Consider the following 24,060-nt stretch of genomic DNA (forward strand, 5'->3'; position numbering starts at 1 on the left):
GTTAACTCGAAAGGAATAAGCTGTGGATAACTCGGTGAACTTTTGGGTAACCTTCGAACAAGGATATTTAAAAGCGTTTGCCCGTGGTTTATTCCCCTAACGTTTCCTGAGCCATGCGATAGCCTAGAGCGATCATCTCGTTGACCTTGGTGAACTCCATCATGCCGCAGGCGTTGCGCGGAATCTCGATGGTGATGTCCGGCGGATAGGCGGCCAGTTTCTGTCGGGCGATGGTGTTCTGCATACTGTCGAACGCCATGTTACTGACTTCATAAACATCCAGATTGAACGATCTGCCCAGATCCGTTTTGTCTTTGGACAAAAACCGCTCTTTAAGCGAACCGAACAGGCCTGTGATGTCGTTCAGCCAGGAATCCTCTTCAATGTCTTCTTCTGACTCCATTGGCTTGGCACTGTCAAAAATCGGCGTGCCTGCGAGATCGACGGCAATGCTCAGATCATTGTTCTGGCTGAACGTCGGCGCGATTGGCATCGGGTTGAGTACACCGCCGTCGATCAGGGTCATGCCGTGCAGGTGATAAGGGGTGAAGATCATTGGCAGTGAGATGGAGGCGCGAATCGCCTTCAACAGCGAGCCGGTCTGAAGCCACACTTCTTTCTCATTTTCGATGTCGGTCGCGACGGCGGTGAACGGAATCGGCAGGTCTTCAATGTTCGGATCGCCGATCAAGTCCTTGAAGGTCTCGAACAGCTTGTCACCTTTAATCAGGCCGCTTCGATCCCACGCTAGATCGGTTAAGGCGAGAATATCGGTGTTGGTGAGTTTCTTGAACCAATCGACGAACTCGTCCAGTTTACCGGCGGCATAGACGCCCCCAACCAAAGCACCCATCGAGCTGCCGGAAACGAAGCGGATTTCATATCCCTGTTCTTCCAGCCATCGGATGATGCCGATATGTGCCAGACCACGCGCACCGCCGCTTCCCAAAATCAGGGAGACGCTTTTCTTGTTTTTGAGTTTGTCGTGCGCTTTGGTCATGACATTTATTTCAATGCTTCGGCGACAATGGCTTTGGCCTCTTCCAGAATCATATCCAGATGGGCCTGACCGATGAAGCTTTCGGCATAGATCTTATAGATGTCTTCGGTACCGGAAGGGCGTGCTGCGAACCAGCCGTTTTCGGTGGTGATTTTCAGGCCGCCGATCGCCGCGCCGTTGCCCGGTGCATGGGTCAGTTTGGCGGTGATGGTTTCGCCCGCCAGCGTATCGGCCTTGACCATATCCGGAGAAAGGTTGCTTAGTATGGCTTTCTCTTCACGGTTGGCAGGGGCGTCGATACGGCTGTAGATCGGGTTGCCGAACTCCTTGGTCAGTTCAAGGTACAGCTCTCCAGGGTCTTTACCGGTCACTGCCGTGATTTCCGCGGCTAATAAGTTAAGGATGATACCGTCCTTATCGGTACTCCATGGGCCGCCGTCGAAACGCAGGAACGAAGCTCCGGCAGACTCTTCGCCGCCGAACCCGAAAGAGCCGTCTTGCAGGCCGTCCACGAACCATTTGAAGCCGACAGGCACTTCGTTAAGGTTGAGGTTGAGTGCCGCAGCCACGCGGTCAATCATGGAGCTGGAAACCAGCGTCTTACCGACGGCGGCATTTTCCGGCCAGTCCGGACGGTGGGTAAATAGATATTGAATCGCCACTGCAAGATAGTGGTTCGGGTTCATCAGTCCAACCGATTTGGTGACGATGCCGTGACGGTCGACATCTGGATCGTTACCGAACGCAAGATCGTAGTTGTCTTTTAAATCAATCAAGCCCGCCATGGCGTAAGGCGACGAGCAGTCCATGCGGATTTTTCCGTCCTTGTCGACGTGCATGAACGAGAAGGTCGCATCCACTTGTGGATTGACGATTTCCAGATCCAATCCGTAGTGGTCGGCAATCGGCTTCCAGTAGTGGATGGCTGCACCACCCATTGGATCGATCGCCAGTTTCAGGCCGGCGTCTTTGATTGCTTTCATGTTGATGACCTTATCCAGGTTTTCAACATAAGGTGTGATCAGGTCGGTCGGGCTGACGTATTCCGATGCCATGGCCTCATTCAGAGGCATGCGTTTTACCTCTTTCATACCATCGCGGATCATGTGGTTAGCACGCTCTTGAATCCATTTGGTCGCATCGGTGTCAGCCGGTCCACCAGTCGGTGGATTGTATTTGAAACCACCGTCCTGAGGCGGGTTGTGCGACGGTGTGATGATAACGCCGTCTGCCAGGCCGCCCTGGCGACCTTCGTTGTAGGTCAGGATGGCGTTGGAGACGACCGGAGTCGGCGTATAACGGCCGTTCGACTGGATGATGACGTTGATCTTGTTGGCGGCAAAGACTTCGATGGCGGTCGCGTGTGCCGCTTCCGAAAGAGCATGGGTGTCCATGCCGATGAACATTGGCCCGATGGTGTTCTGAAGATGGCGGTATTCGACGATGGCCTGACAGATGGCGGCGATGTGATCCTCGTTGAACGTAGTCTTGCTTGAACAGCCCCGGTGCCCCGAGGTTCCGAATCCGACAGCCTGTTCCGGGATGTCGACGTCCGGTTTCAGGTTGTAATAGTCCGCCATCAGTAACGGGATGTTCTCTAATAGTTCAAAAGGGGCTTTTTTGCCGGCATAAGGGGAAAGGGCCATGGGAATACTCGCTTTTTGCTTCGTAGTTTTAATCATCTTTTAAAAAGATTATATACAGTAAAAACAGGGAAAAAAGACAAAAATATGAAAAAACGGCCCGACAGGCCGGTTGAAAAAAACGTTTTATAAGCCTACCCTTTTAGAGAAGATTCCCTATAATCAAAAATGATGAATCCAAGAAAAGCAATCCATTCCATTCGCCTTATCGCGAGTTTTATCCTCCTGTTTGCGTTCACGCAGACGGTCGGGTTGCTACACTCTGAAATTCATCCATTCCATACGCACACCGCCGAGTGTGACCTGTACGACCAATTTGCCCAGCCGATTAATGAAACCGTCGACAGCGTTGCAGTTGTGTCGACCGTCTGGACAAGTAGTCGCCAGCCTGAATTTTCGTTTGCCGAAATTTCTCTGGCCGAAGTTCCGCCTTTCTGGGGACGCGCCCCGCCTTCTGCCTGATTGACTCCAACTTTACTTAACTTTCGATGCACCTTTCCCACGTGGTGAGGTCGTGTCCTTGTATACGTTGATTACAATCAGGTAACAAAATGAAATTGAAAAAAATCCTAGTGGCCTTATGGGCGGCCACTTCTGTGCATGCAGCACAGGCAGAAACCCAAGTAGAATCCGATTCCCAGACTTTGCTGGCTCCGGTGACCGTCTCCGCCTCTCCGATACACGAACATGAGTCGTTTGAAGTGCCTTCACAGGTGGATAGCTTGGCGGGACAAGAGAAAATGGCTCGCGATAGCGGTTCCCTTGGCGAGATGCTGGAAAGCGTTCCGGGCGTGAACAATATGTCCGCCGGTGCGCAATCCGGTAAGCCGGTGATTCGTGGTATGACGGGTAACCGGGTCAAAGTACTTTCCAACGGTCAGAGCACCGACTATCAAGCTTACGGAACACGTCACAATCCAAATGTCGAACCTTATCTTGCGGAGCGTGTCGAAGTCATTCGTGGCCCGCAAAGTGTGCTTTACGGTTCTGAAGCGATGGGCGGCGTGGTCAATGTTCTGCAGTCGGAAATACCGTATGACGAACCGATTTCGGGACAGCTGGCGGGTGAATACAACAGCAATAACCGAGAAACTATGGTCGGCGCCAAGATGGGGGCGGGTTCTGAGAAGTTCGGTGTCACCGCCGGATTTGCAGTGCGCGAAGCCGATAACTTCCGCGTACCGGATGTGTCCTCTTCACAAGGTGCGACACCATCCAGTCCTGTCAGCGACAAACCTTTGTTTGTCGGCGAAATGCCTAACACCAATTTCGAGAACCGTGCCGCGAACATCGGCCTCGGTTATCAGGACGATTGGGGTAAGGTCGAGTTGCGTCACACTCAATGGATTTCCAAGCAGAACTATCTTGGTGTTGAAGCCGAAGACAAGGATTCGCCCTATGAAGCGGTCGCGGCCGGTCAGAAGTTGCAGAATGACGAGACTCAGTTGAGCGCGGAGTTTTTCCTCAACGACGATTGGATTCTGAAACCGAGTTGGACACACACCCGCAACCAGCGTGAAGCGACCCACGATTTGCCGTTTGAGACCATGGCGGAAGACAAGGGTACCGAGCACTATCTGGACTTAGTAGTGCATCGTGACGATGTCAAATTGGCGTTGGAGCATCCGGCTATTGGCGATTTCAACGGTGAAATTGGTATGGAACTGACCGAGAAGCAACAGACATTGCGTTCCGGTCACCTATCGCCATCGGCCGATGTCAGTAAGCGAGCGGTCTACCTGTTCGAGGAAGCCGATTACGACAAGTGGCTGGTGCAGTTCGGTGCGCGTTACGACACTCATAGCGTCAAGGCGCCTTTGAGTGCCGAGAACGAACATTTCTATAATGAGATGGGCGTGTTCGATGCCACCAATAATGAACGCGATTTCGATGTCTTCACCGGATCGGTGGGCGCGACTTACCGCCTGGACGGTAACTGGAGTCTTGCCGGTAATGTTGCCCGCGGTTTCCGTGCGCCGAGCATTTTCGAACTTTATGCCGGTGGCGAACACGGCGGAGTACAGGCGTTCCAGCTAGGAAATCCGGATCTGGACGCGGAGACCTCTCTGAACACCGACCTGTCTCTGCGTTGGCAGACGGATAAGGCGCAGATGACCGCCACCGTTTATCAGAATTGGGTGAATAACTATATCTATCTGGCCAATACCGGTTACTACCGAGCGTCGGAAGGTTCGCCAAACGAAGGCGAGCGTGTGGATGCGGATGCGCCGGGTGCGATTGTCGAAATGCAGTCACAGCAGACCGATGCCGAAATCCGCGGGTTTGAATTCAGCTACGCACAGCAGTTCAATGCGCGTTGGTCGGGTGATGTGGCGTTGGAGATCATCGAAGGGCGAGATGTTAAAAACCATCAGGGACTGCCGTTGATTCCAGCTAACAACCTGGCTCTGAACGGACATTATCATCCGGCCGATCGAGGCGCTTGGAAGAATCAACGCGTGAGCCTTGGCGTGAAGTTGGTGGCCGACAAGAACGCTGCGGGCACCTATGAACCTTTCTCGCAGTTCGACAATCTGCCGATCGGAACCGCTTCGACCGATGCTTATGCCGTCTGGAACCTGGGGTATGTCGCCGACGTTAAATTGGACAAGCGTACTGTACAGTTAGGTGCAGCGGTTGAGAATCTGTTTGATACCGCTTATGTGGATTTCCTCAATACCTACAAAGGCTATACCCTGAATACAGGACGTAATTTTAAATTGAGCGCACGCCTGAATTTCTAACAGGCCTGTTCACTTTAAAATCGATCTGTTCAGGTAGTTAATCAAGGCTTCGGACTCGTTTATCGGGTTCGAAGCCTTTTCATTTTCGGTTACGAAAAGAAGGATTCGGCTTGGTATCACTCCGGTGTGTAGTAAAATGCCACAAAACGCCCGGGGGAGACTTGAAAATTTTCAGCAAAGTCCCTAAGTAACCGGCATTAAACGAATTAAAGAGAAAGGTGTTCATGAGCAAAGATTATTATGGAACTTTAGGTGTAAGTCGCGATGCGAGCGAGGCTGAGATCAAGAAAGCCTACCGTAAAATGGCGGCGAAATACCATCCTGATAAGCCGACCGGCGATGAAGCCAAATTCAAAGAGATTAGCGAAGCTTACGAAACATTGAGCGATTCCGAAAAACGCGCCATGTACGACCAGTTCGGTTCGGATTATGGCCAGCGTCATACCTCCGGGTTTGGCGGGTTCGACGGTCAGGGACCGGATTTTTCCGACATTTTCGGTTCCATGTTTGGCGGCGGCGGTGGCGGCGGATTTGAAGGATTCGGCGGTCATGGCGGCGGTTTCGGTGGTCAGCGTCAGGCGCGTCCGCAAAAGGGTGAAGATCAGAACGTGGCCGTTATGGTGTCGTTGGAAGAGGCGATTGAAGGGGTCGAGAAAACCATCAACGTCCAGATCGGTGATGCACGCTCGGCGAGCCACTCTTATGATACCAAGCCATTGAAGGTGCGCATTCCGGCCGGTGTGATTCAGGGCCAGAAGATCCGCGTCAAAGGCAAAGGGTTTAACGGCTTTAACGGTGGGCCGAATGGTGATGTGATCATCGAGATCAATTTGCAGAAAGATTCGCGTTTCCGCGTTGAAGGCAAGGACGTTTTTGTCGACCTGCCGATCACACCTTGGGAAGCGGCCTTGGGATCCAAAGTTGAGATTCCAACCGTCAAAGGCAAAATCAGTATGGCGATTGCTCCGGGTACCCAGTCGGGCACCAAATTACGCATCAAAGGTCGTGGTTTGGGACGCGAACCGGGCAACCAGTATGTAATCGTACAGATTCATACGCCGCCTGCCGAGACCGATGAGCAGAAAGCGCTGTACGAACAGATGGCCGAACAGATGCCTTTTAATCCGAGAGAGCATCTGTAAAACGATTTAGTGAATCTGTTATTAATGCTTGACCCAGTCGAAAGGCTGGGTTTTTTTATGCCCGGAAACCGAGGCATTCAAAAAAATTCCACGGCGCAGACGGTTTTGCATAAAATGGCCTGATAAAAATTAAAAATGGAAGTGAACGAGGAATCCGATGAAAGAGACCCTTAAGCGAAGAGAATTGTTGGGTGCGGTAGCCGGTGCGGCCGCGGCGACCACTTTAAGTGCTTGTGGACAGGATAGCGAGAGCCCTGCGCCAGTCAGCTCAGAACCACAGAAAACCTATGAGTGGAAAATGGTCACCACTTGGCCTAAGAACTTCCCGGGATTGGGAACCGGTGCCAACAACGTCGCCAGACTGATCAATGAGATGTCCGGTGGGCGCATCAACGTTAAGGTGTACGGTGCGGGCGAGATGGTCAGTGCGTTTGAGGTCTTCGATGCGGTTTCCCGCGGTAACGCCCAGCTTGGGCATGCCGGAGCTTATTACTGGAAAGGCAAGATTCCATCGGCGCCGTTCTTCTCTTCGGTTCCATTCGGTCTGACAGCTAACGAGATGAACGCCTGGTTCTACTACGGCGGCGGTTTGAAATTATGGGAAGAGGCTTATAAGCCGTTCGGTTTGATTCCGAACCCGGCCGGTAACTCCGGTACGCAGATGGGCGGTTGGTTCAACAAAGAGATCAACAGCCTGGAAGACCTGAAAGGTTTGAAAATGCGTATGCCTGGATTGGGTGGTGAAGTTTTGAAGCGTGCCGGTGGCATACCGGTGACTTTGCCTGGTGGAGAGTTGTTCCCATCGATGCAGTCCGGTGCGTTGGATGCGACCGAGTGGGTCGGTCCATACAATGACTTGGCGTTCGGTTTCTACAAAGTGGCCAAGTTCTACTATACGCCGGGCTGGCATGAGCCGGGCACGACCATGGAATGTATGATCAACGAAAAGGCATTCAACGAACTGCCTGCCGATCTGCAAAGCATCGTGCGTAATGCCATGAAGGTCGCCAACTTGGAAATGCTGTCGGAATACACCGCGCGTAACCAGCAGGCGTTGCAGACGTTGGTCAACGAACACGGCGTTCAGTTGAAGAGCTTCCCTGACGAAGTTCTGAAAGAGTTGAAGTCGCTGTCTGAACAGGTGGTGGAAGAGGAAGCCCAGAAAGACGAACTGTCGAAACGCGTCTGGGCATCTCAGAAAGCGTTCCGTGACCAAGTGGTCAAATGGACTGACGCTTCGGAAGGCGCTTATACCCGAGCGCGCAGCCTGTAAGCGGCGAGCGGATGCTCAACGGATAGCAAAATCAAAAGCACGGCCAAGACCGTGCTTTTTTGTTTGTGGAATAGGAAACGTAGGATAGTTAGGAGACGGACGATGCAGCGAATGAAGTCTTTTCTGAAATGGACAGGCCTGTTGGGTTTGGTTTTGGCTGTAGCCGGTTTGAGCGGTTGCGCCACCATTAAACTCGGGCCTTCCTATGACAAACCGTTTAAGGAACAGGTGGTGGAAGAGGCAGACGGTGCTCAGGCCAAGGTGTTGCTGATCGAGATCAACGGCAATATCAGCGACGAGCCTAAATCCGGTTTGCTGGGCAAGGCACCGAGCCTTTTGGATTCGGTGCTGATGCAGCTTAAAAAAGCTGAGGACGACGATGACATCAAAACCGTGCTGCTGAAACTCAACACCCGTGGCGGTGGCGTCACCGCAAGCGATATTCTGTATCACGAACTGTTGGCTTTCAAAGAAAGAACCGGCAAGAAACTCTATGTTCAGATGATGGATGTCGCGGCATCCGGCGGGTATTACATCTCTATGGCTGCGGACCATATTCAGGCGCATCCGACCTCGGTCACAGGTTCCGTCGGGGTGATTGCAATGACGCCGGACCTGTCCGGCACCATGGAGAAGATCGGTGCGGGTGTTAATGTGTATAAAACCGGCGTGAGCAAGGATATGGGGTCACCGTTCCGTGCCGCGAATGACCGCGATAAGGCTTTGTTCCAGAATCTGGTCGATGAGATGGCGCAACGTTTCTATGGTGTGGTCAAAAAGAACCGAAAATTGTCCGACGATAAGATGAAGGAAGTTGAAACCGCGCGAGTTTACACCGGTGAAGCCGCAAAACAGGTCGGCCTGGTGGATTCTCTGGGGTATCTTTCGGGGGCGACCAAGGCCGCCTGTGAACTGGGGGGCGAGAAGAAGTGCAAAGTGGTGACCTACCGTTACCAGAAGAACCCGAACGCTTCCGTGTATTCGCCGAACATGTCTTCCGTAACGCCGCCTGCGTCGATGAGCCTTGTAGACGTTCCGATTCTGGAAGGGGCGTTGAACTTGCGTTCCGGGTTGTATTACCTCTATCTTCCTTAGGAAGTGTTAATTCAGAATTTTGGAGACGACGATTTCAACCCGGCGGTTCTGAGCCTGATTTTCGGGAATCGGCTCGCCGTATTGATCCCGGTTTGGGCGTTTTGGATGGGTGTCGGCGTAACCGATCGCTTTCAAACGATTCTTGTCGATACCCGCAGCAAAGAACACCTGCAAAACCGAGATTGCGCGTCCCGAGGAGAGCTGCCAGTTGGACGGAAAACGCTCGGTGCTGATCGGTACGTCGTCGGTATGCCCTTCGATTTCGATGCTGTAGTTTTTGAACGGGAACGCTTTTATTCTCTTAGCCACATTGGTCAACAAGCCGGCGGAGGTTTCGCTCAGGTCAGTCGAACCGGTACCGAACAGCAACTCCCCGGGTAGATCGAGTTTCAGGGTGTTGTCGGAGACCGTTATCGAATCGATCGGGCTGATATCGTAGGCGTTGAGTACGCCGGAAAGAGAGCTCTGCAGGTCTTTAAGCGGGTTCTTGACCGTCTCTTTCTTAAGTAGCGTCTGACCTAAAGATTGGTTCAGGTCCTCAAACTTGGACTGTCGGATCTCGGAGACCGAAAAAATCAGAACGAAGAAAGCCAACAGGATGGTCACCGCATCCGCATAGGTGATCAGCCAGTCGCTGTCGTTCTCATCTGACGGTTTTCTCTTTTGCTTGCCCGCTTTGATTTCCGCCTGATGCTTCTGCATCAGCAGTTCTTGCATTTCAACCGATGGTATTGGCGGATCGAGCGGGCTTTTGGTTTTCTCCGGTACGCTCATTATCGAGTCGCTCTGTTGAACTGGTAGTTCGGTTCCAAAAACGCGTTCATGGCGTCTTCGATGTGCGATGGGGAAACACCTTCCGACAGCAATACCACTCCTTCGGTCAGAACCTTGTTACGGTAGGCTTCCAGTTCCTGCTTGTGTTCGACCTTACGTGCGGCCGGTTTGAAAATCAGTTGCGCCATCAATACGCCGTAAAGAGTCGTCAGCAAAGCCACCGCCAATCCGGCTCCGATCTTGGAAGGATCGCCGTTCATGTTGTTGAGCATGATGACGAGTCCGACCAGGGTTCCGATCATACCGAAAGCCGGCGCGGCCGAAGCCATGGTCATCAATACTTTGGACTGTACCATCTTACGTTCGTAGATTGACTGTTGGACGTTTTGCAGAAGGATGCGCAGTTTCTCGCCCCGGTAACCGGAAAGCAGGTAGATAAAAGACTGACCGAGAAAGTTCTTGTCTTCTTCTGCCGAGAGTTCGACACTGTTTTCAAGTTTCAGCAAACTCTCGCGACGGATGATTTGTGCCCAGTCGATCAGGACGCCGACATCCTCATAGAGTTTTCTCGGGTCGACGCGGTTGCTTGCTAAAGTCGCCAGGATTTCCCGGAAAGCGAGCAACACGTTACGTCCTTCAAATGAGATCATTGCCACCGCCAAAGTACCGCCGAAGACCATCAGCAAACTGGAGAGGCTGAAGAACATCAGATAGTTTTCGGTGTTGACGTAGACCGCCAGGGCGAAAAGCCCAAGGCCAAGAAAGAATCCCATTAAAGCAGAGAAAGAAATTCGCATTTTACATCCTACTGTTTACACGACGAATCGTTGTATCGGTCATGGTTAATCAACATGGTTCGGAAAGCTTCATTAGGGTGATTCGGTGAGAGCTATGCCGGATATTTGTTGTTTTAATATAACCTGTAACGACGCTGGGAATTAAAACTTTACCGATAAGATTTTAAATCGCTGCCGGTAAAGTTTTTATGATGGGAGCGGCGAGGGTGCCGCGAGGTTTAATCGACCTTGAAATAAGTCATTTCTTTGTGCAATATCAAGGCCTGTTCAGAAAGGCTTTTTGAGGAGTTTGCGGTTTCCTCGATCAGGATCGCGTTTTGCTGGGTTGTCTCGTCAATCTGGTCCACCGCCAGATGTACCTGACGAATGCCTTCAAATTGCTGGGTCGAAGCTTGTGCAATCTGTTCGATCATGTCACTGACACTGAACACCGCCTTGTTGATCTCTTCAAGCACCTCTCCGGAATTCGTCGCCAAGGTATTACCGTGATTGACACGTTCTACCGTGACTTCGATCAAGGTTTTGATGTTCTTGGCCGCTTCCGCCGACTTTTGAGCCAAAGCGCGCACTTCTCCCGCCACGACGGCAAAGCCTCGTCCGTGATCGCCGGCACGGGCGGCTTCCACCGCCGCATTCAAGGCCAACAGGTTGGTCTGGAAAGCGATGCCGTCGATCAAGGTGATGATTTCAGCGATTTCCTGACTGGATTTCTGAATAGCGTGCATCGCCTGAATGGTCTCTTCCATTACCTGTGTGCCCTGCTGGGATTTCTGTTGTACCTGCGCGGCCACTTGAGAGGCCTGCTGGGCATTCTCAGCATTGGCTTCAACGGCTTCGTTCATCTTCAGCATGGTCTGGTTGGTCTCTTCCACGGCCACGGCCTGTTCGTTGAGGCGTTGATTCAGGTTCTCAGCGCTTTCCGACACTTCTGCGGTTGCCTGAGTGACGATCGTGGCGGCCGCCGAGGCGTTTTCAATCACTTCACCCAAACGGTCGGCCATGTGCACGGTCGCGCTTGTGAGGGAATCGACGGCGTCACGGAACAGGGATTCCTCGTCGGGCTTCAGGTGTTGCCCCATGCGAACGGTAAGGTCACCTTGGGCAAATCCAGTGAGAACGCTGGCGGCGTCTTCGACGACGTTTTGCAGCAGTTTCATGTTGGCGTTGTTGCCGACGTCGGTGCCGTACTTTACGACCTTGTAAACCTGTCCTTCACTATCGAAGATCGGGTTGTAACTGGCTTCAAGCCAAATGGCGTTGCCACGTTTATCGAGTCGCTTGATGGTGCCCGAAAAATACTTTCCGGTCGCCAAATCCTTCCAAAGCTGGCGATATTCCGCCGAATCGCGGTATTCAGGCGTGACGAACATTCTGTGGTGGTGGCCGACAATTTCATCAAGTCGGTAACCCATTGCCTGTAAAAAGTTGTCGTTGGCGTGGAGGATGTTGCCTTCCAGATCAAATTCGATCACCGCCATGGCTCGGTTAATCGCGTCGATTTGCGATTGCGCCTCTCTCTCTTTGGTGACTTGAGCGGTGATGTCCGTGGCGAACTTGACGATTTTGGTGACTTGACCGTCGCTGTTCAGAATCGGGTTGTAGCTGGCTTCTAGAAACAGTACACGGCCGTTCTTATGCAGGCGTTCGATGCGTCCCGCTTGATATTCACCGCGGCGTAGCTTTGCCCAGAAATCTTCATATTCCGAGCTGGCTGCATAATCGGGCTTTACGAACAAACGGTGGTGTTGGCCGATGATTTCGTCGGCGGTGTAACCCAGTGTGCTCAGAAAGTTGTCGTTGGCTACCAGAATTTGTCCATGCAGGTCGAATTCGATGACGGCCATGACACGGTTCAAAGCACTGAGAATTGATTGGTCGTGTTGTAATTCAGATTCGATTTGTCGGATTTTGTCTTTATAGTTGTTACAGAACATTGTTGTCCTTAGTTGTTGGAAGCTTCAAAACAGAAGCTTAACATCCGTTTGTAAACAAAGTACTAACAGTTGTTTATGCAAACCATTTAGGAATGTTTTCAAACTACGACATTTTAAGCATGTGAAACCGTGTAGACAGTTACAAGCATGGCTTGGAATCGGCCTGTTTGAAGATTCGCTTCATGATTTTGTTGCGGTAGGCGGCGTCGACGTATTTGGCCGGTTGAGCTTGGAGCAGATAGATGTAATCGCCCTGTAGAAAATCCTCGGGAGCGGGTTGCGGATGTTGGGGTGTGTCGGTATGGATCGGACTGATGACGCTGATCTTGAGGTCGGGCGCCATACGGTGCAAAGCTGCTACAGTGCCTAGATGGTCGTTGCTGTGGAATGCGCCGTTGGTGTGTATAACCTGATAGCCCGGATTGTCCCGTAATGCTTTGAGAATGCTTTCCGCCATGGTGTTGTCACGGACGATTTGCGCCTGATAACTCTTTTTGGCGTCTTTGGTCGAAAGGTGGCGGACTTGTTGAATCCAGTCCTGATACTTTTGTTTGTAGTCGGCAATGTCGGCGAAAGGTTCGTCGGCAATCCAGCTACGTTGCTCTTTCGGAAGCTTGTTTACATAGCCGCCGCCCTGACGACCGATGCAACGGACAATGTCGGTCGGAGCATTGGCGGCTACGACCGGCAACAGGCGTTGTTTGGCGAATTCAATCAGGGGGCGGTAGGAACCCGCGTAGTTTTCCCAAGCCGGGGCTTCATTGATCAGGTAGGTCTCGCCGATTTCGTCGTCCAGATAGCGGTCAAGAATCGTCTGCTGTTGGCGTTCGAATTGCTCCATCGACAGAATCTGTTTCGGGTTGAGTTGATACAGTGCGTTTTGGAGTTGCGATTCAAGAAGGTGCGAAGCTTGGTTGCCGTGAAATTCACCAATGAAAACCACGTCGCTGTCTTTGAGTAGATCCGCTAATGCCGTTACTGAAATCGGCTGTTGTGTACGACTATCCAGAAGATCGTAGTCGTAAGCGGTATTCAATGGCGCCAACGGTTTGGGGGCGGAGTTATCCGGCAGAGTCGCGCAGGCACTGAGCAGGCCTGTCAGGCAAAGAGCCATGAACAGGTTCAGTGAGTTTGTTGCGTGCGACGTTATTTCCTTCATTCAGAATCACCAGGCCTGTTAGGAATGTTCGTTCAAATGAATTCTTCCACTTTGGCGTGCATCGGCAGTCTCGCCACGCCGGATTTGACCGCGGCTTCACTGACAGCGTTGGAAACCACGTTGAAAAGACGCGGGTCATTCGGTTTTGGGATGATGTATTCCGGTCCGAACTCCAACGACTTCAAACCATAAGCCTTGATGACCTCTTTAGGCACATGGGTCTGCGCCAGTTTTTGCAAAGCGTGGACGGCTGCGATTTTCATCGGCATATTGATTTCAGTCGCGCGTACGTCCAAGGCGCCGCGGAAAATGTATGGAAAACCGAGGACATTGTTCACTTGATTAGGGTAATCGCTGCGTCCGGTCGCCATAATCAAATCCTTACGGGTATGCATGGCAAGGTTCGGATTGATTTCAGGATCCGGATTCGCCATAGCAAAGACAATCGGTTTTTCCGCCATGCTCATCAGCATTTCCGCAGTAAGGATGTCTTTGTCTGAGACACCGAAAAACACGTCCGCGTCTTTCATGGCGTCCGCCAGTGTCACCTTGTCGGTATCGCGGGCGAACGGCTGTTTGTAGATGTTCAGGTCGTCACGGTCGGTGGTGACAACACCATTGCGATCGACCAGCAGAATGTTTTCCGGTTCCGCACCCAGTTCAATCAGTAGGTGCATGCAGGTCAGGCCGGCCGCACCCGCACCCACGCAGACGATTTTGGCGTTGTGCAGTTTCTTGTCCTGTAGTTTGAGTGCATTCAACAGGCCGGCCGCAGAGACGATTGCCGTGCCGTGCTGGTCGTCGTGGAATACGGGGATGTTCACTTTTTCTTTCAAGGCCTGTTCGACTTCAAAGCATTGCGGTGCCGCGATGTCTTCCAGATTGATACCGCCAAACGTCGGTGCGATGTTGGCGATGGTTTGAACCAATTCGTCGGTGTCGGAGCAGTCGACTTCAATATCGAACACATCGATGTTGGCAAAGCGTTTGAACAGCATGCCTTTACCTTCCATGACCGGCTTGCTCGCCAGAGCGCCCGTGTCGCCCAAGCCCAAAACGGCGGTTCCGTTGGTGATGACGGCGACCAGATTGCCTTTGCCTGTATAGCGGTAAACGTCATCCGGATTCTTTTGGATTTCTCGAACCGGTTCGGCGACGCCGGGGCTGTAAGCCAGACTTAAATCACGTTGAGTTTCACAAGGTTTGGTCAGTGCCGTTTCCAGTTTTCCCGGTTTTGGCAGCTCGTGGTAATGTAAAGCATCGTGGCGAAAGTCACTCATGGTTTGCTCGCTTTGTTACATTGAACGAATTGTGGAGGAATAGATTGTAAAACAAAAAAACCGGATATGACACGCGGTTTTGCGTATTAAATTTAATTGTCATATTACATCAAGGGTTTTAGTGGGGTCGAATCTTTTTCACATCCACCATGCCACCGGACAGCCATCCGTGCAAGGTGGTTCCGGTCATCAAAATGCAAGGAAGTTGCAGCAGCAACAGGTTCAGAATCAACAGGTCTCCCGGAATCCAGACCCAGAACAGCAGGGTCGAGAAACTGGCAGTGTAGAGCAGGGCGTGCAACAGTTGCTGCGGTTTTGAGTAGGCCTGCTTCCAATGAGTGTTCTGCAATATCATGCCTGGCAACCGGTAGTCAGAGATGAGAATCGACAACAGATTCTCAAGCAGGAACAAGCCGATGAACACCCACTTCAATTCTTGAATGGACAGGTCAAACCAAAGGAACGGCAGCAGGAAGAGGAATACGACAGCGGTATTGATGAGTGAGGTGAACAGCTTTTCAAGTGCGTTGGTTTCTCGAAAAGCCGTTTTCATCGTATGTAAATCTTATTCGAAGAATTGAGTGAAGTTCTCGACCGGTTCGCGGTCGGTGCGGTACTGGTTGACCGGATGACGGGTATCTTCGTAACCGAGCGCCATGCCGCAGACGAGAATCTTGTCGTCACCGTAGCCAAGTTCGCTGCGGACGATGTTGGGGTATTCACCCAAAGCGCCTTGCGGGCAAGTCGCCAACCCTTCCTCGACAGCCAACAGCATGACGTTCTGAACGAACATGCCGTAGTCGAGATAAGAACCTGTCTGCAGGATGTCGTCCATCCAGAAGAACAACATTACCGGCGCGTCGAATGCGCGGTAGTTGGCCGCCCATTGCGCCAGTTGGCGTTCCTTGTCCTGACGGTCGATCTGCAAAGCGCCGTAAAGCTGTTTGCCGGTTGCGACACGGCGCTGCTTATAAGGCGGCTGCCATTCGTCAGGGTAGTAGCTGTAATCCATCTTGCCACGTTCGCCTGCGTGGAACTTGTCCAACATCGCCTGTTGCAGACGTTGCTTGGTTTCGCCCGTCACCACCGACACCTGCCAAGGCTGGGTATTCACACCCGAAGGTGCAAAGCGCGCACGATCCAGAATACGATGAATTATGCGATTCTCAACAGGCCTGTCTAAAAAGGCTCTGACAGAATGACGTTGTTGGATGGCTTGGTGAACGGCGGTGCTCATATTTTGATACTCTAATTTAAGTTTGGGTCTTTTTATGTTCTATATGCGAAATAAGTCGCTGCTAGCATAAATAGCAGAAATAAAGTGGCTTGGATAAATGTCCAGCCTAATTGTGCGGTATGGGCTTTAACTGCAATATGTAACCCTGCTTGACGGTCACCTGATTTTTGTTCAATTTGGCGTTTAATGAGCCATTTAACCCAAAAAGGGAGTGGTTTAGAAAATTCTTCAATAATATTTGAGAGTTTAATTTCCGTATCTACTTCTATGCCATTTTGCTCTGCAATCTCTTGGATCTGGTCTTTATCGTTGGCGTGTTTATCGAGTATAGGTTGAAGAAGTTCTGATAGTCTTCTTTGGACTGAGTTTTGTATTTCACAACGTAGTGCATAGAACTTGGCGATGAAACCTGTGACAGCTGAAATAACCAGAATAGCTAAACATATTAGAAACCCTATTTTTGAAAGGTATGGTAAAACTGATTGAATCTGTGAAATTAACAAAGCACCTGTTGCACCAGTGCCTGCAAATAACCACATAGAAAATTTATCTACAATTGGTGAGGTTTCAGACATGCTTTGGAACATCCCTGAAACAAACCCTTGTTCTGCGTTTTCATTATTCAACCGGTTCCATTCAAGCAATGGATCATCTGATTTATCCATGGCGATTTACCTCGGCAGAGACCCATTATTGATGTCGATGCAGACGCCGTTGATGTATTCCGGGCATTCGGTTCCGAGCCAGTACATGGTGTCGGCGACTTCTTTGGCAGTGGCGAAACGGCCGCTGATGGTGTTTCTTAGAAACGCTTGCTGACGGTGTTCGGGAATGCTTTGTAGTAAATCGGTTTCAGTCGGGCTGGGGGCGACGGCGTTGACGATGATTTTGCCTTGAAACGCTTTTGAAAACGCTTTGGTGGCGTTGATCAATCCCGCTTTGGCAATGCCGTACCAAATGTCCGGGTGGCCGATCTGCCCGGCGATGGAAGCGTTGTTGACGACACGCGGCGTGTAGTCGGATGGAGCGTTCAATTTGTCTTCCAGCATGGTGGTCAGTTTGACCGGCGCGATCAGGTTGAGGTTCAAGGAATAATCCATGCGGTCGTCCGGATAGTTCTCGTAGGTAATCGGTTGAAGCAATCCGGCGTTGTTGATCAGAACATCGACTTCGTCGATTTGTGCGACCAGTTCCGGCAGTTTGTCGACTTCGCTCAAGTCGAACTGGGTGCAGGTGACCAGCGGGTGGTTCTGGTAATCAAACTCTTCCTGATTACTGAAATCGCGCGCAATGATTTGAACCTTGTCTCCGGCTTCCACAAAACGTTGTGTGAGTGCCAGACCGATGCCTTTGTTGCCGCCGGTGATCACGACCTTTCTCATGTTGTTTTCCTTAGTTAATCATTGAATGGATAGATAGTATCAAAAAAGGTCGTTAAGGCAATGCCCGATGTGCCGGGCATAGGCTTTTCAGGGTCAACTCATTTTGACCAGAATGTCTTCAAGCGAGTTTGCACAGACTTGTAAGCGTTTGCCAATTTCTTTGAGTTGCAGCAACAGTTCGCGGTGAATGAACATTTCCTGCAGGTTGTTGCTCTTGGAAAGTTCCGCCATCTTCTCTACATAAACGTCCACCAGTGAGTCGTAGTTGTCCCGAACGTTCTGCGCTTCGTCGGCCACGGCGAATTGTTTCTTTTCAGCCAACTGTTCGAAGCCGCTGGCCAAATGATCCGCACATTTGCAAATGTGGAAAAAAATTTCGCCATAGCCGTTGTGCAGTTGCTTCACTTCATAGGCTTTGGCTTCAATGATGAAGTGGCGAATGCTGATGGCGAGCCAGTCGAGCTGACTGATGACCCGGAAGATGGATTCTCGGTCAACCGGTGTGATGAAGCTGTTGAGCAATTCGTTCATATTGCTCTCTTTGATGCTTTTAGCCTGATGTTGGTCTTCGATGACCGCCTGACAGCCGGTTTCGTCTTCATTGATGAAGCAGTCTTGAAGCTCGTGGGTGATACGTTTGATGGATTGGGCATGCTGGTTCAGTGCGCCGAGAAAGTCGACCTCTTTCGGTAAAACGTACTTTTGTAACAGGGACTTAAACATGAGAGCCTCCAATCAGGTGATAAATAAGCGCGGCGTAAAGTGCGCCAAGAGCCATTGAAATTGGTACGTTCAAAAACCATCCGGCTACGATCCCCTTGGCTTTGAGCCAGTTGACGTGGCGGGGTTTTTCCGCGGCACCGTTACCGATCAGGGTCGCCGTGACCACCTGCGTGGTGGAAGTGGGGGCGCCGATCAGGGTGGCCAATGTATTCACAACGGATGCACTGATCTGGTTGGCGACCGAATGAACGACACGAATGCGGTAGATTTCGAACCCCAGTGTTTTGATGATGCGCCAGCCTCCGAAAAAGGTACCCAGGGTAATGGCGGAGGTACAGAGAATGATCGCCCAGAAAGGAACTTCAAAACTTTGGGTTTGGCCTGAAGCCAGCAACATCATGCCGATGATTGCCATGCCTTTTTGTGCGTCGTTGGCGCCATGCGAGAACCCAAGCCAAGCGACACTGAAATACTGGGAGGCCACAAATAGGTTGCGGATGCGGTAGGTGAAGTTTCTGAATACGGTTAATATCAGCTTCATCAATAGAAAGCCGATCAGCAGTCCTAAAAACGGAGAGGCGAAAAGCCCGGCTACGACTTTCATGACGCCTTCGAGATGACCGTTGGCTAATGCTTCCACGCCCCAGTTGATCTGCTGATTGCCTAAAAGTGCCAGGCCTGCTCCGACCAGACCGCCGGCCAGTGAGTTTGAAGAAGAGGATGGATAACCCAGTTTCCAAGTAATCAGGTTATAGGTGATGGCTGCTAGCAAGGCCCCGATTACCAGACTTTGCGCCAAATGGACATGAGCGCCTTCGATATCGACGAAGGTTCCCACTGTATCGGCCACGGCAAGCCCCATCAATAACGGACCTAAAAAGGTGAAAAATCCGGCAATAAGAATCGCAACGGAGGTTTTCATTGCACCGGATGCGATGGCGGTGGCGACCATATCGGCGGCATCGTGAAATCCGTTGGTAAAGTCGTATAAAGCCACGGCGATGACGACTAATATTAAAAGTACAAAACTGAGTTCCATAAGGTGCCGATAAGGTTGTTTTTTGTTTCAATCATTTAAATCGAAGGGAGTGGATGAATCTTACCAAAAAAGTGGATGAGGATAATTTAAATGCAATGTAGTAGGGCTTTTAAAGCTTATGAAGAACTGAACAGGCCTGTTCAGTTCATAAAATGATGGCTGACTCCTTATGGTATTCAGTGCGAGTCAGCCAACTTTTTGTAGGAGAGGAGTTTAGGATTTTTTTACCAGCTTAACTATGAATAGAAGCAGTACGGCACCGATGGTCGCCGTGATGATCGAACCGATCAGACCATTGGCGGAAATACCCAGTAATCCGAATAGGAATCCGCCGATAATCGCCCCGATGATACCGACGATGATATTGCCAAGCAGTCCGAAGCCGGCTCCTTTCATGAAGGTACCTGCTAACCATCCTGCGATGGCTCCAATGATTAGAAAAATAATAATATCCATGTTATTCACCTGTTGTTATTAATAAGTTGGTTTTGAGGGTTGATTGAGTGTTTGTGAGTCATCCAGGCCGATTGGGTTTTAAGGTATTTTGCAAAGGAGGGCGTGAGAAGACCGGATTGAGCTTCTGGATGCTTAAATGGTCCAGTAATCCTGACATGTAGATTCCGACATTCGGGTCGGACATGATGCTTTGTATGGCGACTTTCTCCAGCACGTTAAAGCTTCCTTCTAATGTGGCTACGCCCATTTCGTATTTGATAGAATCGCGGGCTTCGTCTTTACAACGATTGGTCACCAGATCGGTAAACAGGTTGGCGACACTTTGATTTAATTGCTCGCCGTGTTCTTTTGTTATGTTGCTTAAACTTTTGACACTGTCGTTATTGGAAATGGCTGCAAACATCCATTTGGCAAAGGTTTGTTTGTCTTCGTTGGTGGTTTTGCTGAGCAGGCAAACTGAAAACTTATCGGTCAATGGGCCCGCATAAACAATAGGCGATGACATAAGCAGCTTCAGCGACAGTAATAGTGTGAAGAAAACCTTCATAAAACATATTCCCGAAAAACATGATGGGTGATTTTACTTACATAAGCAGGATTAGTCAAATTACGTATTTTTATGCTTTGTTTTGTGCCCTCATGCTTTTAAGTTATGTAACCATCAGATTTTTCTTTGTTTTTTTCTTTTTAGGAAATTTTTTTAATTTTAGTCGGGTGGTACAATGCCGTATATTCTGTCATTAATTAGGTTATTTATTTGGAGGCGAGCTGATTCATGGCTCTATTGAGATTAAATAAAATAAGTCACAAGATTATTTTGCCAATCAGTGTGCTGGCTCTGCTTTCGTTACTTGGAGCGGTTTTCATTTTGAATCAAATAGAAACCGTTGTTGAAAAAATAGACCAGGCAAAAAACCAGAGTGTTCCATTTGCCATGACCGCCAAAGAGATGGATCGGGATGTCGTTGAAGTTCAGCAGTGGTTGACCGATATTTCCGCCACACGAGGCTTGGATGGCCTGAATGATGGTTTTGACGAGGCCGAGAAGGCACGACAACGTTTTTTGAAGGGCGTCGATGCTTATAAAGATCTGTATAAAGATAACCCTCAGATGCTTCAAGAGTTGAAAAAACTGACCGATGCGTTTGAGAGTTGGTACGAAGTCGGTAAGCAAATGGCGAATGCCTATGTTTCCGGTGGGCCGGAAGCCGGGAACAAATTGATGGGCGGTTTCGATCAACAGGCTGAAAATCTGGCAAAAGTCATGGAACCATTCGTTGATCGTCAGTTACAGGAAGCGGATACGCTCCTGTTTGACGTCGACAGCGCGGCCAATCAATTAGTGACCATTCTTTTTGTTGCGCTCTCCGTCATGATCGTCGTTATGGTTTTGGGAAGCTTGTTTCTTTCCCGCAATATCACTTCTTCCATTTCCGGGCTGCAAAAAACCATTGATGAGGTAAGTCAGTCTGGTGAGTTGAAACACCGTGCACTGATTTCCGGAAAAGATGAAATCGCCCAGATGGGGAACGCGTTCAACGAACTGCTTCAGCAGATGGAGTTGACCATTGAAGAGACGAATACGGTTGTGGGTGCGATTGCCAGGGGGGAGTTCGACCAGCAGATCAAGTCAGAATTGAAAGGTGATTTTGAGCGTTTGAAGCAAGGTGTTAACGGCAGCGCGCAAAGTGTCCGGTTCACCATGCTTGAGCTTGAAAAAGTGATGTCCGGGTTGGAACAGGGGGATTTTTCGATTCGTATGGATTCGAAGGTGGAGGAGAGCTTCCGAAATAAGGTTGATACTTCCATGAGTTCCATTAACCGGATTCTGAGCGAGATCAATCAGGTGATGAGCGCGTTGAATGACGGCGACTTCTCAGCCAGAGTCGAATCTGATGCCCAGGGTGACCTGTTGAATCTGAAAGAGAATATCAATGAATCCACCGGGCGCTTGGAAGCGGCAATAGCTGAGATCGTTTTCATTGCAACCGAACAGGCCAACGGTAATCTGAATCAAAGATCAAACAGCCATTTTGAAGGCCAGTTGGCGAAACTCCAGCAGGTAATCAATGCATCGTCGGATAAGTTGAAACAGACAATTTCGCACGCTATGCAAGCGTCGGACAGTGTTTATGGTGCAGCCGTGGAGTTATCCAAAGGAACCCAGAGCTTAAATGAGCAAGCACAAGAGCAGGCCGCCTCTTTGAACCAGTCTGCAAAAACCGTCGACGAGATGGGTAGTTCCGCTCAACAAACGGTTGCTCAGGCAAAGACGGCAGCCAAGGCGACTACTGAGGTGCAAGTTCAGGTAGATCAGGGTCAGGAGGTCATGAAACAGAGTATTCAGGCGATGACCAAAATCGAGGAGTCAAGCCATCAGATTTCAGACATTATCCAATTGATGGACGGCATTGCTTTCCAGACTAACCTGCTGGCATTGAATGCAGCGGTTGAGGCTGCACGAGCAGGAGAAGCCGGAAGAGGATTTGCCGTGGTTGCGGGCGAAGTTCGTAACCTGGCGCAAAAATCCACGGATGCCTCCAAAGAGATCAAGGCATTGATTGAAGACAGTGTCGAAAGGGTGAATGAAGGTACAAGATTGGCCGTAAGTTCCGGCGAAGTGTTGAACCAGATCAACGAATCGATTCGTCAGGTGACGGATGAGGTCGATAGCATTGTGAACTCGTCAGAGAGACAATTGATGGATATTCATGAGGTTCATACCGCTTTGAATCAAATCAATCATCTGACTCAGCAGAACCTGAATCTGGTAATGGCAAGCGATCAATCCGCCGAAAGCATGCGCGAACAATCGCAACAGCTTAAAGAAGAGATGGCGTTTTTCAAAATTAATTGAACTTAAAGGTTTAAGAGGTTTTTCGGATAATAAAAAAGCCCGCAAGGATGAATTCTTTGCGGGCTTTTTTGATTTTGGTCAGCCTGAAATTGAACAGGCCTGCTGGGTTCTTAAACTTCCAGGAAGTCCAGAATGCCTTCTGCGGCTTTACGGCCTTCAGCGATGGCTTCAACCACCAGGCTTGATCCACGAACCATGTCACCACCGGCGAAAACTTTCGGGTTGGTTGTCTGGAACTGGTAAAGCGACTTATCAGAAGCGACAACACCGTCCCAGTTGTTGACTTCAATACCAAAGTCTTTGAACCACGCTGGTGGGTTTGGTTGGAAACCGAATGCAACGATGACGGCATCGCAAGGGATGACCTGTTCGGAACCTTCAACCATTTCCGCGCGACGACGACCGTTTTCGTCCGGCTCACCCATGCGGGTTTCAATGACTTTGATTCCTTCAACCTTACCGTCGCCGATTACTTCGACCGGCGCCAAGTTGAACTTGAACTGTACACCTTCTTCTTTGGCGTTTTTAACTTCGGCACGTGATCCCGGCATGTTTTCTTCGTCACGACGGTAAACACAGTACACTTCGTCGGCTTCCTGACGGATGGATGTACGGGTACAGTCCATCGTGGTATCACCACCACCCAGAACGACAACCTTTTTGCCTTTCATGCTGATGAATGGCTCAGGATCGTTAGGCATGCCTAGTTCGTTCTTAACGTTACCGATCAGGAAGTCCAGCGCTTTGTGAACGCCAGGAAGATCTTCACCCGGGAAGCGACCGGCCATTGGCTTGTAGGTTCCCATTCCAAGGAAGACGGCATCATAATCGTCCAGCAAAGTCTGGAATTGGATGTCTTTACCGATTTCGGTGTTGCAACGGAACTCGATGCCCATGCCTTCCAGGATTTCACGACGACGTACAACGATGTCTTTATCCAGTTTGAACTGCGGGATACCGAACGTCAAAAGACCACCAATTTCAGGCTGCTTCTCAAACACAACCGGCTTGACGCCGTTTCGGATTAAGATATCTGCTGCAGCGATACCGGCAGGACCGGAACCGACGATGGCGACTTTCTTGTCAGTCATCTTGATGTTAGAAAGATCCGGTGTCCAGCCTTGAGATAGGGCTGTGTCGGTGATGAATTTCTCGACGGCACCGATAGTAACCGCGCCGAAGTTGGTGTCTTCAAGCGTACACGCCTGTTCACACAGACGGTCTTGAGGACAGATACGGCCACACATCTCAGGCAGAGAGTTGGTCTTGTGAGAAATTTCGGCGGCTTCCATGATGTTGCCTTCCGCAACCAGCTTCAACCAGTTAGGGATGTAGTTGTGCACCGGACATGCAAATTCGCAGTATGGGTTACCGCAATGTAGACAACGATCGGCCTGAGCCATCGCGTCTTTCATTTCAAACGGGCTGTAAATCTCGGCAAATTCTTGCGTACGTTCGACCGCAGCCTTCTTTTCGGGAAGCTGGCGGTTCAGTTCTAAAAATTGTCTTACATTTGGCATTTTTA

The 24,060-nt window shown here is 50.4% G+C and carries 22 protein-coding genes; 6 read left to right on the forward strand and 16 right to left on the reverse strand.

Annotated elements, in window-relative coordinates:
- Positions 1-88: 88 nt before the first annotated feature.
- Positions 89-1,000, reverse strand: a complete 912-nt coding sequence (locus tag QCB45_RS08515; protein WP_279420506.1) for a patatin-like phospholipase family protein — start codon at positions 998-1,000, stop codon at positions 89-91.
- Positions 1,001-1,005: 5 nt separating this feature from the next.
- Positions 1,006-2,646 (reverse strand): phosphoglucomutase (alpha-D-glucose-1,6-bisphosphate-dependent), encoded by a 1,641-nt coding sequence (gene pgm, locus QCB45_RS08520; RefSeq protein WP_279420507.1) that lies wholly within the window; start codon positions 2,644-2,646, stop codon positions 1,006-1,008.
- A 165-nt stretch (positions 2,647-2,811) separates the two neighbouring features.
- On the opposite strand from pgm, the gene QCB45_RS08525 reads away from it, so the two are divergent.
- The 5 genes from QCB45_RS08525 (at position 2,812) to sppA (ending at position 8,897) form a co-directional block, all read left to right on the forward strand.
- Positions 2,812-3,105, forward strand: coding sequence for a hypothetical protein (locus QCB45_RS08525; protein ID WP_279420509.1), 294 nt, complete (start codon positions 2,812-2,814; stop codon positions 3,103-3,105).
- A gap of 89 nt (positions 3,106-3,194) precedes the next feature.
- Positions 3,195-5,387, forward strand: a complete 2,193-nt coding sequence (locus QCB45_RS08530; RefSeq protein WP_279420510.1) for a TonB-dependent receptor — start codon at positions 3,195-3,197, stop codon at positions 5,385-5,387.
- Between the two features lie 224 nt (positions 5,388-5,611).
- On the forward strand, positions 5,612-6,529 hold the full coding sequence (locus QCB45_RS08535; RefSeq protein WP_279420511.1) for a J domain-containing protein: 918 nt from the start codon (positions 5,612-5,614) through the stop codon (positions 6,527-6,529).
- 157 nt (positions 6,530-6,686) lie between these two features.
- Positions 6,687-7,802 carry a TRAP transporter substrate-binding protein gene (locus QCB45_RS08540; protein ID WP_279420512.1) on the forward strand — a complete coding sequence of 372 codons (1,116 nt, stop codon included), beginning with the start codon at positions 6,687-6,689 and terminating at the stop codon, positions 7,800-7,802.
- A gap of 102 nt (positions 7,803-7,904) precedes the next feature.
- The gene (gene sppA / locus QCB45_RS08545; protein WP_279420513.1) at positions 7,905-8,897 is read left to right on the forward strand and encodes a signal peptide peptidase SppA; all 993 of its coding nucleotides are present in this window, start codon (positions 7,905-7,907) and stop codon (positions 8,895-8,897) included.
- A gap of 6 nt (positions 8,898-8,903) precedes the next feature.
- Here sppA and QCB45_RS08550 read toward each other — a convergent pair whose 3' ends face one another.
- The 13 genes from QCB45_RS08550 to QCB45_RS08610 all read right to left on the reverse strand — a co-directional run bounded on the left by QCB45_RS08550 (position 8,904) and on the right by QCB45_RS08610 (position 20,183).
- Entirely contained in the window at positions 8,904-9,671 is a 768-nt protein-coding gene (locus tag QCB45_RS08550) for an OmpA family protein (RefSeq protein WP_279420514.1), read from the reverse strand.
- The gene (locus QCB45_RS08555; RefSeq protein WP_279420515.1) at positions 9,671-10,468 is read right to left on the reverse strand and encodes a MotA/TolQ/ExbB proton channel family protein; all 798 of its coding nucleotides are present in this window, start codon (positions 10,466-10,468) and stop codon (positions 9,671-9,673) included. The genes QCB45_RS08550 and QCB45_RS08555 overlap by 1 nt, the downstream gene beginning before the upstream one ends.
- A 218-nt stretch (positions 10,469-10,686) precedes the next feature.
- On the reverse strand, positions 10,687-12,402 hold the full coding sequence (locus tag QCB45_RS08560) for a methyl-accepting chemotaxis protein (RefSeq protein WP_279420516.1): 1,716 nt from the start codon (positions 12,400-12,402) through the stop codon (positions 10,687-10,689).
- Positions 12,403-12,541: 139 nt separating this feature from the next.
- Positions 12,542-13,561, reverse strand: a complete 1,020-nt coding sequence (locus tag QCB45_RS08565; RefSeq protein WP_279420517.1) for a ChaN family lipoprotein — start codon at positions 13,559-13,561, stop codon at positions 12,542-12,544.
- Positions 13,562-13,593: 32 nt separating this feature from the next.
- Positions 13,594-14,841: a malic enzyme-like NAD(P)-binding protein gene (locus tag QCB45_RS08570; RefSeq protein ID WP_279420518.1), complete on the reverse strand. Its 1,248-nt coding sequence runs from the start codon at positions 14,839-14,841 to the stop codon at positions 13,594-13,596.
- 118 nt (positions 14,842-14,959) lie between these two features.
- Positions 14,960-15,394 carry a hypothetical protein gene (locus tag QCB45_RS08575; protein WP_279420519.1) on the reverse strand — a complete coding sequence of 145 codons (435 nt, stop codon included), beginning with the start codon at positions 15,392-15,394 and terminating at the stop codon, positions 14,960-14,962.
- 12 nt (positions 15,395-15,406) lie between these two features.
- Entirely contained in the window at positions 15,407-16,078 is a 672-nt protein-coding gene (locus tag QCB45_RS08580; RefSeq protein WP_279420520.1) for a nitroreductase, read from the reverse strand.
- Between the two features lie 32 nt (positions 16,079-16,110).
- Positions 16,111-16,743, reverse strand: coding sequence for a hypothetical protein (locus QCB45_RS08585; protein ID WP_279420522.1), 633 nt, complete (start codon positions 16,741-16,743; stop codon positions 16,111-16,113).
- A 6-nt stretch (positions 16,744-16,749) separates the two neighbouring features.
- Positions 16,750-17,460, reverse strand: a complete 711-nt coding sequence (locus QCB45_RS08590; protein ID WP_279420524.1) for an SDR family NAD(P)-dependent oxidoreductase — start codon at positions 17,458-17,460, stop codon at positions 16,750-16,752.
- A 93-nt stretch (positions 17,461-17,553) separates the two neighbouring features.
- A complete protein-coding gene (locus QCB45_RS08595; protein ID WP_279420525.1) occupies positions 17,554-18,183 on the reverse strand; it encodes a DUF47 family protein in 630 nt (209 codons plus the stop codon).
- Positions 18,176-19,222: an inorganic phosphate transporter gene (locus QCB45_RS08600; RefSeq protein ID WP_279420527.1), complete on the reverse strand. Its 1,047-nt coding sequence runs from the start codon at positions 19,220-19,222 to the stop codon at positions 18,176-18,178. The genes QCB45_RS08595 and QCB45_RS08600 overlap by 8 nt, the downstream gene beginning before the upstream one ends.
- Positions 19,223-19,435: 213 nt before the next feature.
- Positions 19,436-19,678 (reverse strand): GlsB/YeaQ/YmgE family stress response membrane protein, encoded by a 243-nt coding sequence (locus QCB45_RS08605; RefSeq protein WP_279420528.1) that lies wholly within the window; start codon positions 19,676-19,678, stop codon positions 19,436-19,438.
- Between the two features lie 58 nt (positions 19,679-19,736).
- Positions 19,737-20,183: a hypothetical protein gene (locus QCB45_RS08610; RefSeq protein WP_279420529.1), complete on the reverse strand. Its 447-nt coding sequence runs from the start codon at positions 20,181-20,183 to the stop codon at positions 19,737-19,739.
- 363 nt (positions 20,184-20,546) lie between these two features.
- On the opposite strand from QCB45_RS08610, the gene QCB45_RS08615 reads away from it, so the two are divergent.
- Positions 20,547-22,535, forward strand: a complete 1,989-nt coding sequence (locus QCB45_RS08615) for a methyl-accepting chemotaxis protein (RefSeq protein ID WP_279420531.1) — start codon at positions 20,547-20,549, stop codon at positions 22,533-22,535.
- 110 nt (positions 22,536-22,645) lie between these two features.
- Here QCB45_RS08615 and QCB45_RS08620 read toward each other — a convergent pair whose 3' ends face one another.
- Entirely contained in the window at positions 22,646-24,055 is a 1,410-nt protein-coding gene (locus tag QCB45_RS08620; RefSeq protein ID WP_279420532.1) for a glutamate synthase subunit beta, read from the reverse strand.
- Positions 24,056-24,060 lie beyond the last annotated feature (5 nt).

The sequence above is a fragment of the Thiomicrorhabdus sp. ZW0627 genome, assembly GCF_029767005.1.
GTDB lineage: Bacteria > Pseudomonadota > Gammaproteobacteria > Thiomicrospirales > Thiomicrospiraceae > Thiomicrorhabdus.

What these genes read in the sequence shown, in the direction of transcription:
- QCB45_RS08595 (WP_279420525.1), bottom strand. Translation starts at nt 18,183, where the DNA reads ATGTTTAAGTCCCTGTTACAAAAGTACGTTTTACCGAAAGAGGTCGAC.
- QCB45_RS08515 (WP_279420506.1), bottom strand. Translation starts at nt 1,000, where the DNA reads ATGACCAAAGCGCACGACAAACTCAAAAACAAGAAAAGCGTCTCCCTG.
- QCB45_RS08575 (WP_279420519.1), bottom strand. Translation starts at nt 15,394, where the DNA reads ATGAAAACGGCTTTTCGAGAAACCAACGCACTTGAAAAGCTGTTCACC.
- QCB45_RS08610 (WP_279420529.1), bottom strand. Translation starts at nt 20,183, where the DNA reads ATGTCATCGCCTATTGTTTATGCGGGCCCATTGACCGATAAGTTTTCA.
- QCB45_RS08600 (WP_279420527.1), bottom strand. Translation starts at nt 19,222, where the DNA reads ATGGAACTCAGTTTTGTACTTTTAATATTAGTCGTCATCGCCGTGGCT.
- QCB45_RS08555 (WP_279420515.1), bottom strand. Translation starts at nt 10,468, where the DNA reads ATGCGAATTTCTTTCTCTGCTTTAATGGGATTCTTTCTTGGCCTTGGG.
- sppA (WP_279420513.1), top strand. Translation starts at nt 7,905, where the DNA reads ATGCAGCGAATGAAGTCTTTTCTGAAATGGACAGGCCTGTTGGGTTTG.
- QCB45_RS08580 (WP_279420520.1), bottom strand. Translation starts at nt 16,078, where the DNA reads ATGAGCACCGCCGTTCACCAAGCCATCCAACAACGTCATTCTGTCAGA.
- pgm (WP_279420507.1), bottom strand. Translation starts at nt 2,646, where the DNA reads ATGGCCCTTTCCCCTTATGCCGGCAAAAAAGCCCCTTTTGAACTATTA.
- QCB45_RS08620 (WP_279420532.1), bottom strand. Translation starts at nt 24,055, where the DNA reads ATGCCAAATGTAAGACAATTTTTAGAACTGAACCGCCAGCTTCCCGAA.
- QCB45_RS08590 (WP_279420524.1), bottom strand. Translation starts at nt 17,460, where the DNA reads ATGAGAAAGGTCGTGATCACCGGCGGCAACAAAGGCATCGGTCTGGCA.
- QCB45_RS08560 (WP_279420516.1), bottom strand. Translation starts at nt 12,402, where the DNA reads ATGTTCTGTAACAACTATAAAGACAAAATCCGACAAATCGAATCTGAA.
- QCB45_RS08550 (WP_279420514.1), bottom strand. Translation starts at nt 9,671, where the DNA reads ATGAGCGTACCGGAGAAAACCAAAAGCCCGCTCGATCCGCCAATACCA.
- QCB45_RS08535 (WP_279420511.1), top strand. Translation starts at nt 5,612, where the DNA reads ATGAGCAAAGATTATTATGGAACTTTAGGTGTAAGTCGCGATGCGAGC.
- QCB45_RS08605 (WP_279420528.1), bottom strand. Translation starts at nt 19,678, where the DNA reads ATGGATATTATTATTTTTCTAATCATTGGAGCCATCGCAGGATGGTTA.
- QCB45_RS08570 (WP_279420518.1), bottom strand. Translation starts at nt 14,841, where the DNA reads ATGAGTGACTTTCGCCACGATGCTTTACATTACCACGAGCTGCCAAAA.
- QCB45_RS08530 (WP_279420510.1), top strand. Translation starts at nt 3,195, where the DNA reads ATGAAATTGAAAAAAATCCTAGTGGCCTTATGGGCGGCCACTTCTGTG.
- QCB45_RS08525 (WP_279420509.1), top strand. Translation starts at nt 2,812, where the DNA reads ATGATGAATCCAAGAAAAGCAATCCATTCCATTCGCCTTATCGCGAGT.
- QCB45_RS08540 (WP_279420512.1), top strand. Translation starts at nt 6,687, where the DNA reads ATGAAAGAGACCCTTAAGCGAAGAGAATTGTTGGGTGCGGTAGCCGGT.
- QCB45_RS08585 (WP_279420522.1), bottom strand. Translation starts at nt 16,743, where the DNA reads ATGGATAAATCAGATGATCCATTGCTTGAATGGAACCGGTTGAATAAT.
- QCB45_RS08565 (WP_279420517.1), bottom strand. Translation starts at nt 13,561, where the DNA reads ATGAAGGAAATAACGTCGCACGCAACAAACTCACTGAACCTGTTCATG.